This is a genomic window from Chondromyces crocatus, from assembly GCF_001189295.1.
Lineage (GTDB): Bacteria > Myxococcota_A > Polyangia > Polyangiales > Polyangiaceae > Chondromyces > Chondromyces crocatus.
Window position 1 is genome coordinate 5,204,042 of the sequence record NZ_CP012159.1, and the last position, 18,373, is coordinate 5,222,414.

6 protein-coding genes are annotated in these 18,373 nt (G+C 69.0%); 1 reads left to right on the forward strand and 5 read right to left on the reverse strand.

Annotated elements, in window-relative coordinates:
- Positions 1–12: 12 nt before the first annotated feature.
- From CMC5_RS19225 to CMC5_RS19240, 4 genes are all read right to left on the reverse strand, one after another.
- Positions 13–2,844 carry a MopE-related protein gene (locus tag CMC5_RS19225; protein ID WP_050431795.1) on the reverse strand — a complete coding sequence of 944 codons (2,832 nt, stop codon included), beginning with the start codon at positions 2,842–2,844 and terminating at the stop codon, positions 13–15.
- Positions 2,841–6,824 carry a MopE-related protein gene (locus tag CMC5_RS48560; protein WP_169796595.1) on the reverse strand — a complete coding sequence of 1,328 codons (3,984 nt, stop codon included), beginning with the start codon at positions 6,822–6,824 and terminating at the stop codon, positions 2,841–2,843. The genes CMC5_RS19225 and CMC5_RS48560 overlap by 4 nt, the downstream gene beginning before the upstream one ends.
- 319 nt (positions 6,825–7,143) lie before the next feature.
- Complete coding sequence (locus CMC5_RS19235; protein WP_050431797.1) at positions 7,144–9,978, reverse strand: MopE-related protein; 2,835 nt, start codon at positions 9,976–9,978, stop codon at positions 7,144–7,146.
- Positions 9,975–13,883 carry a MopE-related protein gene (locus tag CMC5_RS19240; protein ID WP_050431798.1) on the reverse strand — a complete coding sequence of 1,303 codons (3,909 nt, stop codon included), beginning with the start codon at positions 13,881–13,883 and terminating at the stop codon, positions 9,975–9,977. Before CMC5_RS19240 ends, CMC5_RS19235 begins: the two co-directional genes overlap by 4 nt.
- Before the next feature lie 1,640 nt (positions 13,884–15,523).
- Between CMC5_RS19240 and CMC5_RS19245 the strand changes: the two genes are divergently transcribed.
- Positions 15,524–16,753 carry a helix-turn-helix transcriptional regulator gene (locus tag CMC5_RS19245; RefSeq protein ID WP_245678514.1) on the forward strand — a complete coding sequence of 410 codons (1,230 nt, stop codon included), beginning with the start codon at positions 15,524–15,526 and terminating at the stop codon, positions 16,751–16,753.
- A gap of 150 nt (positions 16,754–16,903) precedes the next feature.
- Here the strand turns inward: CMC5_RS19245 and CMC5_RS19250 are convergent, their stop codons facing one another.
- On the reverse strand, positions 16,904–18,319 hold the full coding sequence (locus CMC5_RS19250) for a KamA family radical SAM protein (protein ID WP_050431800.1): 1,416 nt from the start codon (positions 18,317–18,319) through the stop codon (positions 16,904–16,906).
- Positions 18,320–18,373 lie beyond the last annotated feature (54 nt).

Sequence of the window (18,373 nt, forward strand, 5' to 3'; positions counted from 1 at the left end):
ACCTGCACTGCGCTAGAGCGTCGGATCCGCCGAGAAGCAGCAGCGGAAGCCCGTGTCGAACAGTTTGAACACCTCATCGACCGTGTAGTACCGGAAGCTGCACGTCGCCCCGTTCTCCGCGGCCGTGTTGAAGGCGCCGCCCATCAAGGGATACGTGTTCGGCCCGCTCTTCGTGATCTCCCGCAGATTGCCGGTGATGTCGAAGAGATTGCCCCCGGCGCCCCAGTTGGCCCAGCAGTTCGACAGCAACGGAGAGCCCGTGACCAGCAGCGCGTCCTGATCACCTGGCAAGCTCGGGTCCGTATCGAAGGTCGGCCCCAGGTTGCAGCGCTTCGACGTGGTCGCCACCGTCGTGCAGGTGGTCCCGGTCGGGCTGTAGCCCCACGTGCAGTTGGCCCCGGCCTGGCAGCTCGTGGTCCAGAGCGACGTGTCGCACAGGAACCCGCCCACGGCCTGGCAGGTCTGCTCGGCCTCGACGGGCGTCACGTTGAACCAGGGCAGCCGGTTCTGGACCGAGCACGAGCGTGTCCGATCGAGCGTCACACCGCTGGGGGCCGTCGGCACGCCGGTGCAACCGTTCCCCGAGCAGTGGAACCCGTTTCCGCTGCCCGGATCCGTCGCGAGCGCGTTCGCGCGGCTCGACTCGTAGCGGTACATCCAGCGTGTCGGCGAGACACGCGTGACGGAGGGCCGGACGAAGTGGGTGGCGTTCTGGCCCTTGTCATTGAAGGTCTCGTCGACGAGGCCATCGCAGTCGTTGTCGATGCCATCGCACAGCTCGGTGCAGCCACCCGGAAGGGTGGCGCAGTCGGCCTTGACGGCATTGCAAGCGACGGCGTTCGGACCATTGCAGACGAAGGTGCCCGTGGTGCGGCAGGCCCCATGACCTGGCTGCACGCCATCGTCGCTGTTGCAGGGCTTGCCCCAGTTGGGGAAGTTCTCGTTGACGACGCCGTTGCAGTTGTTGTCGAGCGTGTCGCAGACCTCGGGGGTCGCGGCGCAGTTGCCGCCGGTGCAGACGCCGGGCGGGAAAGCGCACTGCCACGCGCCGTTGTTGCAGGTGACGGTGACGCCAGAGGTGCACTCGGGCCTGGTGGCGGAGGGGCTGACCCCGCAGACCTGGACGGGGGAGGGAGCGATGACGCCCTCGTCGATCTGGCCATTGCAGTTGTCGTCGACGCCGTTGCAGACCTCCTGTGCCTGGGTGAAGGTGCAGGCGTACTCGCAGAGGCCGTCGCCATCGAGATCCCAGTAGCCCGGCTGGCAGCCCTGGGACTGACAGACGCCGTTGACGCAGGCCTGGATGGAGTGGACGGCGCCCGCATAGCAGTTGTTGCCGCACGCACCGCAGTTGGCGACGTCGGTGTTGAGGTTGGGCTGGTTGGTGAGGGTGCCGTCGCAGTTGGCGTCGATGCCGCAGGTGTCGGAGGACGCGAGCGGTCCGACGGCCCCCTGGCAGGCGATGAGGCCGCCGACGCAGGCGGTGGTTCCCGCCGAGCACGGGCTGGTGGCGCCCTGCGGTGGCGGGGGATAGACCCCGCACGCATTGCCGACGTCGGAGGGCGGAGAGTTGGTGGCGACGGTGAAGTCGATCATGCCGTCGCAGTCGTCGTCGATGCCGTTGCAGATCTCGAGGCCCGGGGGCACGGCGCCGACGCAGGAGGGCGCGCCGTTGACGCACTGGAAGGTGCCGAGAGAGCAGGGGAAGATGTTGCTGACGCCGCAGGCGCCGCCGACATCGACGGGGTTGTTGTCGATGACGCCATCGCAGTTGTCATCGAGGTTGTTGCAGCTCTCCTGGAGCTGGTTGGGGACGATGACGTTCGGGCCGACGCAGGTGACGAGGCCGTTGACGCACGCGGTGACGCCGGCGTGGGCGGGGTCGGCGCAGACACCTTCGGCGCCGCCCTGGCAAGCAATGCCGATGGCGGGATCCTGGCTGAGATCGTCGGCACCATCGAGGAGGCCATCGCAGTCGTTGTCGATGCCGTCCCCGCAGAGTTCGGGTCCGGTGGGGAAGCACTGGTACTCGCAGCCCGTGGCGTAGACGCCGTCGAGATCGTGCCAGCAGTTGCCGGGCCCGGTGCAGTCGCAGGCGTCGATGGCGCAGTGGGTGTTGAGCAGCGTGCAAGGCGAGGCGCCATTGTTGACGCAGGTGGGGGTGCCATGGAGCACGTTGCAGGCGTAGCCACAGGCGCCGCAGTCGGTGACGCTGTCGCAGTAGTTGACCTCTTCGTCGATGAGGCCATCGCAGTCGTCATCGATGTTGTTGCAGATGCTCTCGGGCTGGCTGCCGCCGAGGCAGTAGTACTCGCAGGAGCCGTTGCCATCGAGGTCGTGGTAGTCGGCGGCGCAGCTGCCGACGCACTGACCCGGAGTCGTGCCCGGGTTCTGGCTGGGGATGCACTGGATGGTGCCGAGGTCGTTGTTGAGCAGCTCCTGGAGGCAGTTCTTGCTGCAGGTGCCGCAGGACGTGAGGCTTTCGTAGTCGATGCCGGGGATGTCATCGACGAGGCCATTGCAGTCGTTGTCGCGGAGGTCGCAGACCTCGTTGGGCGGATCGTCGGGGATGCAGTTGCCACTGCCGCCCTGACCGTCGGCGCCGCTGCCGCCGTTCCCGCAGTCGAGCAAGCAGCCGCCCTCGCCGTTGCCGCCCGTGCCCTGCGTTCCCGAGGACGTGGTGGTGTCCCCAGGGCAGTCGGTGAAGCAGTACGCCGGGTTGTTGCATCCCGCGGCGCCTGCCCCGGAGACCACCGCCGTGAAAGCGAGGGCGAGCGACAGCCAGCCCCGTTTCATTGCGGACCACCGACCCCCCTGCGCAGTGACGAAGGACGACGTGCTCATCGCACCACCTCCTGCGCCCCGCGCGCATCTCGACGTCTGCGCAGTGCGAGTGCGAGGGCCAGACCGATCCCGGCGAGGCCCCCCCACCCCTTCTGCTCCAGCGCTCCAGGACCGACCTCGCAGCTGCATCCACCGCCGCCGGTGGGCAGGCCCCAGACGCCGCCCTCGTCGCCGCCCTGGCCATTCGGGCCACCCGAGCTGGTGGACGTCGCGCCGCCCGCTCCGGTCCCGTTGCTGCTCGAGCCACCCGCGCCGCCGACCCCGGAGGACCCGTCGCGCTCGAAGCAGCTCCCCTCGCGGCAGACCTGACCCTCGGGGCAGATGACGCCGGAGCACGGGCAGTCGATGCACTGGCCAGCGGCGTTGCAGCACCCGCTCGCGCAGTCCGCGGGGCACTGCACGCAAGCCGGCGGTGTCGCGGTCGTGTCGCAGGCCTGTCCGGCCGCGCAGCCGGGCGTGCAAGCGACCTGGCATTCACCCAGGTGGCACGCCTGCCCGCTGGGGCAGCTCACCCCAACGCAGGAAGGCACGCACTCCGCGCTCGACCAGTCCGTATTCGGCTTGCAGCCCTGATCGGCGGCGCAGGGCGCCGTCTCACCCGAGGTGGGCACGCAGGGGTTCGTCTGGCAGACCCCATTGTGGCAGGCCTCGGCGCAGCCACCCGCGCAGGGGATCGACCAGCAGCTCACATCGGAGACGCACTGCCCCGCGTGTGGCCCGATCCTCGCGCACTGCTGCCCTGGGCTGCAGACCACGCCGAAGCACGGCTCCTGGCATCCGTTCTGGCCCTTGCACTCGCACTCGGGCACCTGACCGCACTGCGACGCGGCGGAGCCCGCGGGCGCGCAGACCACGTGATTGCCCGCGCCGGTCACCGTCCGGGTCGCGCAGTTGCCGCAGATGAGCTCCAGATCCGGCACGCAGTAGCGCCCGGACGCACCCCCAGGGCTGCTCGTGGCCTCCACGCAGCGCTGCCCTGGCGGACAGGGGAACTCGCCGCTGGCGCACGGCGGCGCGCACCCGCAGCCGCCAGGTCCTTGCACGCACTCCTTGCCCGCGCTGCACAGCGACCCACCCGCGGGCGGGTTGTCGACCGTGCCGTCGCAGTTGTTGTCCTGGCAGTCGCAGATCTCGGTGTGCGGGAGCTGGCCCCCCTGGCAGAGGACATTGCCGTTCTGGCACACGTAGACGCCCTGCGAGCAAGTCCCGACCGCCTCACCGCACGGCTGACCGATCACCCCCTGGCCGGTGATGCCGTCGGGCGCCGGTCCTGGCTCGTCGATGATCCCATCGCAGTCGTTGTCGATGCCGTCGCAGATCTCGGGCTGCGGGCCCACCCCGCCCACGCAGATCGCATCTCCGTTGGCATCGCACTGGAATACCCCCGGTGAGCACGGCGCTGCCGTACGCGGACCCGGGAAGAGCGTCGTGTCGTAGTAGGGAGTGCACGGTCCACCCGAGGGGATCCCGTCGTCGATCTGCCCGTTGCAGTTGTTGTCGAGGCCATCGCAGACCTCGGGGCTGGGCCCGACGTTCCCCACGCAGGCCAGCACGCCGCCCGCGCAGGCCAGCGACCCTGGCACGCACTCGCCGACGTCGCTGCCGCAGGGCAACCCGACCTGCGGGATGTTCCCCTCGTCGATCTGCCCGTTGCAGTTGTTGTCGACCCCGTCGCACACCTCGGCGAACGGCAGCGTCCCGCCCTGGCACTGCCACCCGCCGCCCGAGCACACCAGCGTGCCGCGGTTGCACGGCGGCGTCAGGGTCCCGTTGCCATTGCACGACGCCCCTGCCGGCGGGCACCACGTCACGCTCGGCGAGCCCGGAGGCCACTGGCAGCAGCTGCCCGGCATGTTCCAGCACCCCGTCTGGCCCGCGGGCGGTGCATCCGCGAGCGGCGCATTGTCGACCGCGCCATCGCAGTTGTTGTCGACGCCGTCGCAGACCTCGGGCTGAGGCCCGACGCCCCCCTGGCAGACCAGCACCCCGTTGACGCACGCCGTGGTCCCTGCCTGGCAGGGCGCCTGATCGATGCCGCACGACTGACCGACGCCGAGCACATCCTCGTCGATCTGCCCGTCGCAGTCGTTGTCGATGCCGTCGCAGATCTCCGGGCTCGGCCCGACGTAGCCCTGGCACACGCCGTTGCACGGCTGCGAACCCTGCCGGCACTGGCTGTTCCCACCGAACACCAGCCCAGGGGGCGCGCCAGGCGGCACGCAGGCCGTGGGCGGCACCTGGTCGTCGACGATGCCGTTGCAGTTGTTGTCGATGCCGTCGCAGACCTCTGGCTGCGGGTTGTTGCTGCACTGGCCGAACCCACCCGGCACGCACGCGCCCGGCTGCGGCACTGGCTGCGGCGTGCACGTCGCCGTCCCCGCGCAGTTGGGCGGGCTCGCCAGCCCGCACGCGACGGGCGCGATCCCGTTGTCGGCGATCCCATCACAGTCGTTGTCGCACCCGTCGCAGACCTCGGGGCTCGGCACGCAGGCCGCGCAGACCCCGCCCTCGTCGATCTGCCCGTTGCAGTTGTTGTCCGCGCCGTCACACACCTCGGGCATGGGGCAGTGCAAGGGGCTCCCGCACTTGACCATCCCCTCGTCCACGCCGGCCTGGCAGTTGTTGTCCGCGTCGTCGCAGATCTCGCCGGGGTTGTGGCAGAGCCAGGTGCTCGAGTTCTGCGACTGCACCACCGTGGTGCAGGGCAGCAAGGCCAGGTCCCCGCCAGGGTTCGCCGACGTGATCGACGCCGTGTAGTTGTTGATGCAGGTCGTGCGCTGGGCCGGCGTCGACCACGCGCAGCACTGCCCCGCGGGCTTCACGTTGCAGTAATGCTGGTAGCCCTCGTCGACGCACCCGTTGCAGTTGTTGTCGACGTTGTCGCAGACCTCTGGCGACGTCGCGCCGGCGATGATGGTCGCCAGCGCCTGCGAGAGCTGCACCTCGTTCGTGGCGAAGTGCGAGCTGCCCGTCCCACCCGCCGCCGCGATCGCGTTCGCGTTCGCCGGGCTCCCACCGACGAAGTTGATGACGAACGTGCGGACCTTGAAGTTCTTGCCGCCGACCGTGACCCCCGTCTGGTACAGCGCCGCCGCCGCGTTGACCGCGTCCTGGTGCGTGTCGCAGGTCTCGTCACCGTCCGTGATCAGGATGACGTTCACCGAGCGACACCCCGTCCCACCGTTCACCCCGGGTCCCGCGAGATCTTCCGCCGCGAGCGGTGACGGCAGCGCTACGCTCCCATCCGGCGGCACCCACGTCCCGGAGTAGTACCGGAACATGTCCCGCAGCATCCCGTTGAGCGGCGTGTTGCCCCTCGCGAACAGCTCCTGGCCGCCTTGCGGGAAGCTGCCCTGACCGCAGCTGTTGTCTGCCCAGTTGAGCATGGTGTTCACATTCGGCGCCGTTGGCGGCTGGCTCCAGAAGTGATCCCGGAGCATCGGCACCCGGATGTACGCGCCGGCGGAGGTCGTGGGGTCGTTGTTCAAGATGCCCCCGCAGCCGGTGCAGGGGGGGCGGGTCTGGAGCTCCAGCGGAAAGCAGCCGTAGCTGCACCCGGAGAAGCAAGCGTTCGTGTCGTTCGTGCACGGGCACGACGCCGCGTTGTTGCAGCTGATGATCCGTGTCGCGAAGGTCGCGAGCCCGAAGTTCACCTGCCCGCTGAAGGCCTGCACCGTGTTCCGCACCGCGCACCGGCCGTGGGACAGCCGGTTCGTCCCGAACTGGCAGCTGTCCGGGTGGGGCAAGCCGCTCTGCGTGACGGTATCGGCCATCGAGCCGGAGGTATCGAACCCCAGCATGAAGTACGGCTTCGACGCGGGCGGCCAGCGCGTCGGATCGGGCGAGGAGCAATCGTACTGTGCCGAAGCGGAGCCCGAGAGCGCGCTGAGAGCGATCCCGAACGTGGTGGCGGTGAAGAGACGAGGGATCGACGAGCGCAGGTTCGGAGAGCGCGGGACCGGGTACTGAGTGCGAGCCATCGCTGGGAGCTCCGCGTGGTCAAACGCCCCCGCTGAGCGAAACTCGCCGGAGTTTCTGCAACGGAGGCAAGGGCGCGAGGGTGGATCGTCCCACGGCTCGCCACGACCTACAAGGGTGAGAGGGCCATGATTCACGCTCTTTCGAGCGCGTCGATGCACACGAGGGCGCGTGGCGACGTTCATGGCGGCGCGTGGCGACGTACGCGGCGGTTCGTGGCGATGCGTGGAGACACGCCGTGACTCGTCGCGGGCGCTCCGGTCGGATGTCGACGCGGCGCGTCCGCCGGGTGCGAAACACCCGGCCGGAGGCGGAGGTGCGTTACTGGGTGGGATTGGAGGAGAAGCAGCAGCGGAAGCCGGCGTCGTAGAACTTGAAGCCCTGCTCCACCGTGTAGAAGGTGAAGTCGCAGCCCGCCGCTTCCTGGTTCTGGGTGCTGAACGCGCCACCCATCAGGCCGAACGCCCCGCCGGGCTTGACCGTGATCTCCCAGAGATTGCCGGTGATGTCGAAGATGCGCTCCGACGCCGGCGTGTTGCCTTGCAGGCCCGACCAGTCGGCCCAGCAGCTCTGGAGCGCGCTCGACGCGCCCGGCAGCAGCCCGTCCTGGATCCCCGGCGTGACGGGATCGAAGTCGTACGTCGACCCCAGGTTGCAGTACTTCGTCCCGGCGACGGCCGGCGTGGTGCAGGTCGTTGCCGCGCCGCTGTTGCGAGGTGCGTAGCCGTACGCGCAGTTCACCGTGGCGCGGCAGGCCGTCTGCCAGTCCGCGAGGGAGCAGATGGTGCCACCCATCGCCGTGCAGGTCTGCTGGACCTCGTCGGGGCTGACGTTGAACCAGGGCAGCCGACCCGGCACCGAGCAAGCCGGCGTCGCGTCGCGCGTCGCGCCCGCGATGGCTTGCGTCCAGTAGCCGTTCCCATGCCCCGAGTCCGTGCTCGTCGCGCTCGGCCGGCTCGCCTCGTACGAGTGGATCCAGCTGTTCGCCCCGATCCGGGTCACGGCGGGTCGGACGAAGTAGGTGGCGTTCTGACCCCTGTTGTTGAAGGTCTCGTCGACGAGGCCATCGCAGTCGTTGTCGATGCCGTCGCACAGCTCGGTGCATCCGCCCGGGAGGGTGGCGCAGTCGGCCTTGACGGCATTGCAAGCGACGGTGGTGGGGCTGGTGCAGGCGTAGGTGCCCGTGGTGCGGCAGGCGCCGTGGCCGGGCTGGATCCCATCGTCGCTGTTGCAGGGCTTGCCCCAGTTGGGGAAGTTCTCGTTGACGACGCCGTTGCAGTTGTTGTCGAGCGTGTCGCAGACCTCGGGGGTCGCGGCGCAGTTGCCGCCGGTGCAGACGCCGGGCGGGAAAGCGCACTGCCACGCGCCGTTGTTGCAGGTGACGGTGACGCCGGAGGTGCACTCGGGCCTGGTGGCGGAGGGGCTGACCCCGCAGACCTGGACGGGGGAGGGAGCGATGACGCCCTCGTCGATCTGGCCATTGCAGTTGTCGTCGACGCCGTTGCAGACCTCCTGTGCCTGGGTGAAGGTGCAGGCGTACTCGCAGAGGCCGTCGCCATCGAGATCCCAGTAGCCCGGCTGGCAGCCCTGGGACTGACAGACGCCGTTGACGCAGGCCTGGATGGAGTGGACGGCGCCCGCATAGCAGTTGTTGCCGCACGCACCGCAGTTGGCGACGTCGGTGTTGAGGTTGGGCTGGTTGGTGAGGGTGCCGTCGCAGTTGGCGTCGATGCCGCAGGTGTCGGAGGAGGCGAGCGGTCCGACGGCCCCCTGGCAGGCGATGAGACCGCCGATGCAGGCGGTGGCGCCAGCGGAGCAGGGGCTGGTGGCGCCCTGCGGTGGCGGGGGATAGACCCCGCACGGGTTACCGACGTCGGAGGGCGGAGAGTTGGTGGCGACGGTGAAGTCGATCATGCCGTCGCAGTCGTCGTCGATGCCGTTGCAGATCTCGAGGCCCGGGGGCACGGCGCCGATGCAGGAGGGCGCGCCGTTGACGCACTGGAAGGTGCCGAGAGAGCAGGGGAAGATGTTGCTGACGCCGCAGGCGCCACCGACGTCGACGGGGTTGTTGTCGATGACGCCATCGCAGTTGTCATCGAGGTTGTTGCAGCTCTCCTGGAGCTGGTTGGGAACGATGACGTCCGGGCCTATGCAGGCGACGAGGCCGTTGACGCACGCGGTGACGCCGGCGTGGGCGGGGTCGGCGCAGACGCCCTCGACGCCGCCCTGGCAAGCGACGCCGATGGCGGGATCCTGGCTGAGATCGTCGGCACCATCGAGGAGGCCATCGCAGTCGTTGTCGATGCCGTCCCCGCAGAGTTCGGGTCCGGTGGGGAAGCACTGGTACTCGCAGCCCGTGGCGTAGACGCCATCGAGATCGTGCCAGCAGTTGCCGGGCCCGGTGCAATCGCAGGCGTCGATGGCGCAGTGGGTGTTGAGCAGGGTGCAAGGCGAGGCGCCATTGTTGACGCAGGTGGGGGTGCCGTGGAGGACGTTGCAGGCGTAGCCGCAGGCGCCGCAGTCGGTGACGCTGTCGCAGTAGTTGACCTCCTCGTCGACGAGGCCATCGCAGTCGTCATCGATGTTGTTGCAGATGCTCTCGGGCTGGCTGCCGCCGAGGCAGTAGTACTCGCAGGAGCCGTTGCCATCGAGGTCGTGGTAGTCGGCGGCGCAGCTGCCGACGCACTGACCCGGGGTGGTGCCCGGGTTCTGGCTGGGGATGCACTGGATGGTGCCGAGGTCGTTGTTGAGCAGCTCCTGGAGGCAGTTCTTGCTGCAGGTGCCGCAGGACGTGAGGCTTTCGTAGTCGATGCCCGGGATGTCATCGACGAGGCCATTGCAGTCGTTGTCGCGGAGGTCGCAGACCTCGTTGGGCGGATCGTCGGGGATGCAGTTGCCAGCGCCGTTGCCGCCTTGACCGTCGGCGCCGTTGCCGCCGTCCCCGCAGCCGAACAAGCAGCCCCCCTCGCCGTTACCGCCCGTGCCCTGCGTCCCCGAGGACGTGGTGGTGTCCCCAGGGCAGTCGGTGAAGCAGTACGCCGGGTTGCTGCATCCCGTGGTGCTCGAGAGCCCCGCCAGGGAGAGCGCCAGAAAGCCCCACCCGCTCACGCAGAAGGACAACCCGCGCTTCAGCCAACGACTCGAGACGCGGCTCATCGCACCACCTCCTGCGCCCCGCGCGCATCTCGACGTCTGCGCAGCGCGAACGCGAGGGCCAGACCGACCCCGGCGAGCCCGCCCCATCCGCGACGCTCCCCGGCGCCGGGACCGACCTCGCAGCTGCATCCGCCGCCGCCCGTGGGCAGGCCCCAGACGCCGCCCTCGTCGCCGCCCTGACCATTCGGGCCGCCCGAGCTGGTGGACGTCGCGCCGCCCGTCCCGGTCCCGTTGCTGCTCGAGCCACCCGAGCCGCCGACCCCGGACGACATCTCGCCCTCGAAGCAGCTCCCCTCGCGGCAGATCTGACCCTCGGGGCAGATGACGCCCGAGCAGGGGCAGTCGATGCACTGGCCAGCGGCGTTGCAGCACCCGCTGGCGCAGTCCGCGGGGCACTGCACACAGGCCGGCGGTGTCGCGGTCGTGTCGCAGGCCTGCCCGGCCGTGCAGCCCGGCGTGCAAGCGACCTGGCATTCCCCCTGCTGGCATGCCTGCCCGTCAGGGCAGCTCACCCCCACACACGACGGGATGCACTCCGCGCTCGACCAGTCCGTGCTCGGCTTGCAGGCCTGATCGGCAGGGCAGGGCGCCGTCTCACCCGACGTGGGCACGCAGGGATTGGTCCGGCAGACGCCGTCGTGGCACGCCTCGGCGCAGCCACCCGTGCAGGGGATCGACCAGCAGCTCACGTCGGTCACGCACTGTCCCGCGTGCGGCCCGATCCGCGCGCACTGCTGCCCTGGGCTGCAGACCACGCCGAAGCACGGCTCCTGGCACCCATTCTGACCCTTGCACACGCACTCTGGCACCTGACCGCACTGCGACGCGGCGGAACCCGCGGGCGCGCAGACCACGTGGTTGCCCGCGCCGGTCACCGTCCGGGTCGCGCAGTTGCCGCAGATGAGTTCCAGATCCGGCACGCAGTAGTGCCCGGTGGCGCCTCCAGGGCTGCTCGTGGCCTCCACGCAGCGCTGCCCTGGCGGACAGGGGAACTCGCCGCTGGCGCACGGCGGCGCGCATCCGCAGCCGTTGGGCCCTTGCACGCACTCCTTGCCCGCGCTGCACAGCGACCCACCCGCGGGCGGATTGTCGACCATGCCGTCGCAGTTGTTGTCCTGGCAGTCGCAGAGCTCGGTGTGCGGGAGCTGCCCTCCCTGGCACTGGACGCTCCCGTTCAGGCACACGTAGACCCCTTGCGAGCAGGTCCCGACTGCCTCACCGCACGGCTGACCGATCACCCCCTGGCCGGTGATGCCGTCGGGCGCCGGCCCAGGCTCGTCGATGATCCCATCGCAGTCGTTGTCGATGCCGTCGCAGACCTCGGGCTGCGGGCCTACCCCGCCCACGCAGACCGCGGCACCGCTCGCATCGCACTGGAGCACCCCGGGCATGCAGGGCGCTGCCGTGCGCACCCCCGGGAAGAGCGTCGTGTCGTAGCTCGGCTGGCAAGGTCCACCCACCAGCGCGTCTTCGTCGGTCTGCCCGTCGCAGTCGTTGTCGAGGCCATCGCAGATCTCCGTCTGCGGCCCGACACTCCCCACGCAGGACAGCACGCCGCCCGCGCAGGCCAGCGTCCCTGGCACGCACTCGCCGACGTCGCTGCCGCAGGGCAACCCGACCTGCGGGATGTTCCCCTCGTCGATCTGCCCGTTGCAGTTGTTGTCGACCCCGTCGCACACCTCGGCGAACGGCAGCGTCCCACCCTGGCACTGCCACCCGCCGCCCGAGCACACCAGCGTGCCTCGGTTGCACGGCGGCGCCAGGCTCCCGTTGCCACTGCACGACGCGCCCGCCGGCGGGCACCACGTCACGCTCGGCGAGCCCGGAGGCCACTGGCAGCAGTTGCCCGGCATGTTCCAGCATCCCGTCTGGCCCGCAGGCGGCGCGTCCGCGAGCGGCGCATTGTCGATCGCGCCATCGCAGTTGTTGTCGACGCCGTCGCAGACCTCGGGCTGTGGCCCGACACCCCCCTGGCAGACGAGCACTCCGTTGACGCACGCCGTGGTCCCTGCCTGGCAGGGCGCCTGATCGATGCCGCACGACTGGCCGACGCCGAGTACATCCTCGTCGATCAGCCCATCACAGTCGTTGTCGATGCCGTCGCAGATCTCCGGGCTGGGCCCGACGTAGCCCTGGCACACGCCGTTGCACGGCTGCGAACCCTGTCGGCACTGGCTCGTCCCACCGAACACCAGCCCAGGCGGCGCACCTGGCGGCACGCAGGCCGTGGGCGGCACCTGGTCGTCGACGATGCCGTTGCAGTTGTTGTCGATGCCGTCGCAGATCTCTGCCTGCGGGTTGTTGTTGCACTGGCTGAACCCACCCGGCACGCACGCGCCCGGATACGGCACCGCCTGTGGCGTGCAGGAAGCCGTCCCCGCGCAGTTCGGCGGACTCGCGAGCCCGCACGCGACGGGCGCGATCCCGTTGTCCGCAATGCCATCACAGTCGTTGTCGCACCCGTCGCACACCTCGACGCTCGGCACGCAGAGGTTGCAGCCGTTCAGGCCCTCGTCGATCGCGCCGTCGCAGTCGTTGTCGCGACCATCGCAGACCTCTGGCGACGGGCACTGCAGCGGGCTGCCGCACTTGAGCATCCCCTCGTCCACGCCGAACTGGCAGTTGTTGTCCGCCTCGTCGCAGATCTCCCCCGGGTTGTAACAGAGCCCGGTGATCGGGTTCTGCGACTGCGGCACCGTGGTGCAGGGCAGCAAGGCCAGGTTCCCGCCAGGGTTCGCCGACGTGATCGACGCCGTGTAGTTGTTGAGGCACGTCGTGCGCTGGGCCGGTGTCGCCCACGCGCAGCACTGCCCGGCGGGTTTCACGTTGCAGTAGTGCCGGTAGCCCTCGTCGATGCACCCGTTGCAGTTGTTGTCGACGTTGTCGCACACCTCCGGCGCGACCGACCCGCTGATGATGTTGGAGAGCGCGATGCTGAGCTGGGCCTCGTTCGTCGCGCGCTGGGCCGAGAACGTCCCACCAGCGTTCGCGATCTGGTTGGCCGCGTCGCCAGCGTCACCGAAGTCGATGACGAACGTGCGCACACGCCAGAAGATCCCGTCTTTCGTGAAGCCGTTGTACAGCGCCGCCGCGGCCGCGACGGCGTCCGCTGGCTGGTCGCACGTCTCGCCCCCGTCGGTCACCAGGATGACGTTCACCGAGCGACACCCACGCTCCCCGTTCGCCGTGCTCGTCAGCGGAGAGGGGTACGTCGGGGGGCCCGAAGGTGGCAACTGCCACTGGTCCTGGTAGTACGTGTGCAGCCCGCGGAGGATGCCGTTGAGCGGCGTGCAGCCCGTGGCGAACAGCTCCCGGTTGTCCGAGCAGTCGTTGTCCACGTACGCGAGCAGATCCGCCACGTTGCTCGGCGGGTTGAGTCCGATGTCCTGCGGCAGCGGCACCAGGATGTTCGCGCCACGCCGCGTCGACGAGTTCGGCGCGCCAGGCGTCGGCTCCCACCCGCAGCCGCTGTCGCAGGTGAGTCCGGCCCCGTTGTTCGGGTTCCCTTGATCCCCCCCGCTGTTGTTCGGCAGATCGGCGTACGTGCAGAGGTGCGTGAACGGGTTCGGGTTGATGAACTGGCACGGCGACTGGTTGCCCGTGCAGGTCAGCATCCGCCGCGCGAACGTCGCGAGACCGAAGTTCGCCTGCCCGCTGAAGGCCTGCACCGTCTTGCGGATGGCGCAGCGCCCGTGCCCCAGCCGGTCGTTCGGGTAGGCACACGAGTTGTTCCCGTTGACCGTGATGGTCATCGAGCCCGACGTGTCCATCGCCAGCATGAAGTAAGGCTTCGCCGGCGGTGGCCAGTGCGCAGGGTTCGGTGAGCTGCAGTCGTACTGCGCATGGGCCGGCGAGGAGACCAGCGCCGTGAGCGCGCTCGCCACCCCAGCCAACGCCACGGTCATCGCCCAACGAGGGACCTGAGCCCTCCAACGGTGTGTGCTTCTCGTCATGAGCTGCCGGCCCTCTCTGGTGCGCAGCGATCAGGAGTCATCTGGAGCCGGATCGACCTGATTATCCCCAGATGATTTTTTATTCCCGAGCCTGGAATGCTCTCACGACTTTTGGATCGCCCACAAGCGGGGTCCCAGGTGCTTTTCATCGGTTTTCACCGAAAAAAGGCGCCCTTCCCCGTGCGGAACGGGCGCCTCGACCCCCCACCCGTCACCCACGGATCTCCCCACCCCTCCACGGCTGCCCACGGCGCACCCAGGAGCGCACCCTGGTCGGCCCCGGTGTCGACCTCCCGTGCCCCAGCACCCCCCGCGTATCCGGTCAGGTGTGGCCCCGCAGAGCGTGAGCCGAACCGCCTCACCTCCCGAGGAGAGTTCCTGTGATGTGGAGGCGCCATCCCCCAAGGTCACTCATGCGCTCGAGGGAACTCAGGATTTGTCCGATTTTTGTACTGCTACAGCAGTAGCAGGCTCAGGAGTTCTCTGAATTTTTATCTCGAGGGGGTCAGGTGACTCAGGAGATTTCCTAATTTTTATCTCATCGGGGTCAGGTGACTCAGGAGATTTCCTAATTTTTATCTCTGCACTCGTAAGGGATTCAGGAGTTCTCTGAATTTTTGTCTCGTCGGGGTCAGAGGGACTCAGGCATTCCCCTAATTTTTATCTCTGCACTCGTAAGGGACTCAGGAGATTTCCTAATTTTTATCTCGAGGGGGTCAGGTGACTCAGGAGTTCTCTGAATTTTTATCTCGAGGGGGTCAGGTGGCTGAGGGGGGTCTCCGAGTCTCGAACGCACCAGGATCGGGCACAAACAGCACGAGAACTCGCGACATCACGCGAGCCGAGACGCGGAGAGGGACCACGGGTTCGGGCGTGGAGATGACCGGTCGATGCGCTGCATCCCGTGCCGCCGGGGCCACCACGCGTCGCGCTCGCCAGCGGCCCTCGACCCACCAGGGGCAGACGGATCCAGAGCGGGTCCTTCGAAGGGGTAGGGACAGCGCTTCATGGCGGTCTCATTCCTCGTTCCTCTCCAGTCTTCGCGGGCGGGGTCGGATGGACCGCGGACCGTTGCGCTCACGAGTTGCTGGACGCGCCGGAGGGTCGGGAGCGTCGCGTTCATTCAAGGGAAGGCGCAGTGTGGGGCGACTCACGCCCAGGTGTCGTGGCTGCTCGTGGCGCGGAGCGGTCCGTGGCGCGACCTGGGGTCGGCGTCGTGTCCTGGGTGATGGCTCGCGGTCCGAGGAGGCGTTTGCCTTGCTGGTAGCGAGATGCGATTGCCGCCGAGGGATGTCGTTCGTGCCAGTGCTGGCGTGGGTCGTGGTGACCGGGTGCAGACGCGGTTCGTGGCGGCCGGGAAGAGTGTGAGCCAGCTCTGAAGCGGCGCTCGCGGCACCCCGGATAGTGCTTGGACGAGGCGGCCCCTTGAAGTAGAGCCCACAGGGATGCCCCGCGCCTCCCGCACCGGTCACGCCAGTGCCCGCGCGCCCTCACCTGCGACGAAGAAGTCCCGGCCTGGGGGTGCGTTCTCCAGCTCGAGCACGTCGCCTCCGCGGCCTCGGACCTCCTCGTCGCCGCCATCACGCGATGGTGTGCGCGCGGGAGCAGCGGGGACCGCCAAGGCCCGCACGTCGGCGGCGCCTGCGGCGCGGACGCAAGGCAGCGTTTCGGGGCCTGCGTCGCAGCGCTTCGCCCCGTCGGCTGCGGAGGATGACGACCTCGACCCGGACTCGTCGTCTTCTCCCTTCGACGACGGCGGGGCCAAGCGCGCGGTCCGTGGCCGCCCGCGCGGGCCGTTCACCCAGCACCGTCGCCTCGATGCTCTCCGCAGCTTGCTCCAGAAGCATCCGGCGGGGCTGACCATCTACGATCTCGCGCGTGAGCTCGACGTCACGCCGCGCTCCCTCCGGCGCTACCTGGCCGAGGTGCGGCGCGAGCTCGACCTCATCTCCGCGCCCGTGCGCCCTGGCGGGCCTCGCCTCTGGCGGCTCTCGCCGAGCGAGGCCCCGCGCCGCGTCGAGATGCGCCGCACCCAGGCGTACGCACTCCTCGCGGCCCGCCGCCTGTTCGAGCCGATGCGCGGCTCCACCCTGTTCGAGGAGATCGACCTGGCGACCCAGCGGCTCCTCGGTGTGGCCCGCCGCCCGGGCCGTGGCGCCAACGCGGGCGTCGCCGATGCCCGCCTCGAAGAGCGCTTCCTCTACCTGCCCTTCGCGCCCAAGGACTACGCCTCGAAGACCGAGGAACTCGACGACCTCTTCCAGGCCGTCGCCGATCTCCGCCCGCTGCGCTGCCGCTACCGTCGCGCGAAGGGCTCCGAGGAGCGCGTCACCATCCACCCCTACGCGCTGGTCCTCTACAAGGACGCCATCTACTGCGTCGGCCTCCACGCCCAGAAGGGCGAGCTGCGCACGTTCCTCCTCGACCGGATGCGCGACACCGAGTGCGCCGTGACCGAGCGCTTCGATCTGCCCGAGGATTTCTCCATCGACGATCACTTCCAGGGCCAGTTCGGCATCTGGCGCGGTGGTGAGCCCCGGCGCGTCATCATCGACTTCGACGAGCGCGTCACCGAGTTCGTGCGGACGCGTAACGTGCACCCCTCGCAGAAGATCACCAGCCTGCCTGGCGGCGGCGTGCGGCTGACCATGGAGATCGGCGACACGACCGAGCTGACCACCTGGGTGCTCGGCTTCGGCGAGACCGCGCGCGTGGTGGAGCCGCCGGACCTGGTGGAGCGGGTGAAGAAGGAGCTGCGAGGCGCCCTCGCCCTCTACGAAGCCGCTCCTGTCTCCGCGCCGATCCGCGAAGAAGCGAACTGACACCGCTGGCGAGCGCGGTGGACGTGCGGCGGCGCAGACGGTGCGCCGAGACGGCGACGTGCTCGTTTGGCTTCCGAGGTGGGTGAGAGGGGCGCGAGGGTGTCGCGCCAGGAGAGAGACGTAAGGAGAGGCTGGCGAGGGCCTGTGACGTCAGTCGGGGCGACCGCGGCCCGGCTCGCGCACGCGGCTCAGGGCGTCGTCGATCATCACCTGGTGCTGGCTGGGATCGGCCCAGCGGGCCTGGCCCTCGGGGGGGAGCAGGTCGATCGGATCGAAGTAGATGTAGCGCTGGCCGGGCTTCACGCTCGGGGCCTGGTAGATGGAGATGCCCGTCTCGCGGTCGTAGAACTCGTACGAGTGGGCGTCGCGCTTGCCGCCGCCGCCAGGGGCGTCGACGACGAAGGTCGGGGTGTTGAAGCCCGCCGTCGTGCCGCGCACGTGCTTCTCGAGCATGAGGCCCGTCTCCAGCGTGGTGCGCAGGTCTTCGACGCCCTGCACGAGATCGTGGACGTACACGTAGTAGGGATGCACGTGGATCTGGCCGAGGCGCTTCACGAGGAGCTTCATCGTCTCGGGGGTGTCGTTCACGCCGCGCTGGAGCACCGACTGGTTCCGGATGGTGATGCCGCGCTCGAAGAGGCGGTTCATCGCGTCACGGGTGATGCCGGTGATCTCGTTCGGGTTGTTGAAGTGCGTGTGGAGGACGACCTCCTTGTGCAGCTTGCGCCCGAGATCCACGCCGCGCGTCACCGCGTCGACCCACTCGTCGTCGGTGAGGATCTTCTGCGGCATGACGGCCGGGCCCTTGGTGGCCACGCGGATGCGCTGGATGTTGGGCATCTCCAGCAGCGTGGTCAGGATGAGCGTGATCTGCTCGGGCCGCAGGTTGTAGGCGTCGCCGCCGGAGACCACGATGTCCTCCAGCTCGGGGCGCGAGGCGATGTACTCGAACGCTTGCTTCCAGCGCGCTTCGTCGACGCGGAAATGCGTCTTCTCCACCTCTTCCGTGTCGATGCCCACCGCGTAGCTGCGCGTGCAGAAGCGGCAGTAGACGGGGCAGGTGTCGAGCGGCAGGAAGAGCGCCTTGTCCGGGTAGCGGTGCGTCAGGCCAGGGACGGGGGCGTCCGCGCGCTCGTGGAGCGAGTCGAGGCCGAGCTTGGGGTGGTCGGGCAAGAGGCGCGACGCCAGCGGGATGAACTGGATGCGCAGCGGGTCGTCGTACGGGTCGTTCCAGTCGATGAGCGACAGCATGTAGGGCGACACGCGCAAGCTCATGGGCGCGCGCTGGAAGCCCTCGGTCGCGTCACGGATGAACTCTTCGGAGACCAGGGAGCGCAGCGCGTCGAGCAGCTTGTCGGGGCGCGTGATCGACTTCTTGGACTGCCACTTGTGATCGAGGAACTGCTCCTCGGTGACGTCGGCGTACGCGGGGATGCGCCGCCAGTCGGGGGCGTCGATGAAGTTCTTGTGGCGCAGCGTCGCCGGGTCGACGGGCGGCTTGAGCGGCACGATGCCGGACGGCTTCGTGCCCAGCTCGATGAGAGGAGTGGGGGTGGTGGCGGTCATGTGGTGTGGCCCTCGCCCTTCGGAAAACGTGGTGTCTTACGGGTTCTAGTGGGC

Bases quoted from the DNA above. Each gene is read 5' to 3' on its own strand.
- CMC5_RS48560 (WP_169796595.1), bottom strand. From the start codon at position 6,824: ATGGCTCGCACTCAGTACCCGGTCCCGCGCTCTCCGAACCTGCGCTCG.
- CMC5_RS19250 (WP_050431800.1), bottom strand. From the start codon at position 18,319: ATGACCGCCACCACCCCCACTCCTCTCATCGAGCTGGGCACGAAGCCG.
- CMC5_RS19225 (WP_050431795.1), bottom strand. From the start codon at position 2,844: ATGAGCACGTCGTCCTTCGTCACTGCGCAGGGGGGTCGGTGGTCCGCA.
- CMC5_RS19235 (WP_050431797.1), bottom strand. From the start codon at position 9,978: ATGAGCCGCGTCTCGAGTCGTTGGCTGAAGCGCGGGTTGTCCTTCTGC.
- CMC5_RS19240 (WP_050431798.1), bottom strand. From the start codon at position 13,883: ATGACCGTGGCGTTGGCTGGGGTGGCGAGCGCGCTCACGGCGCTGGTC.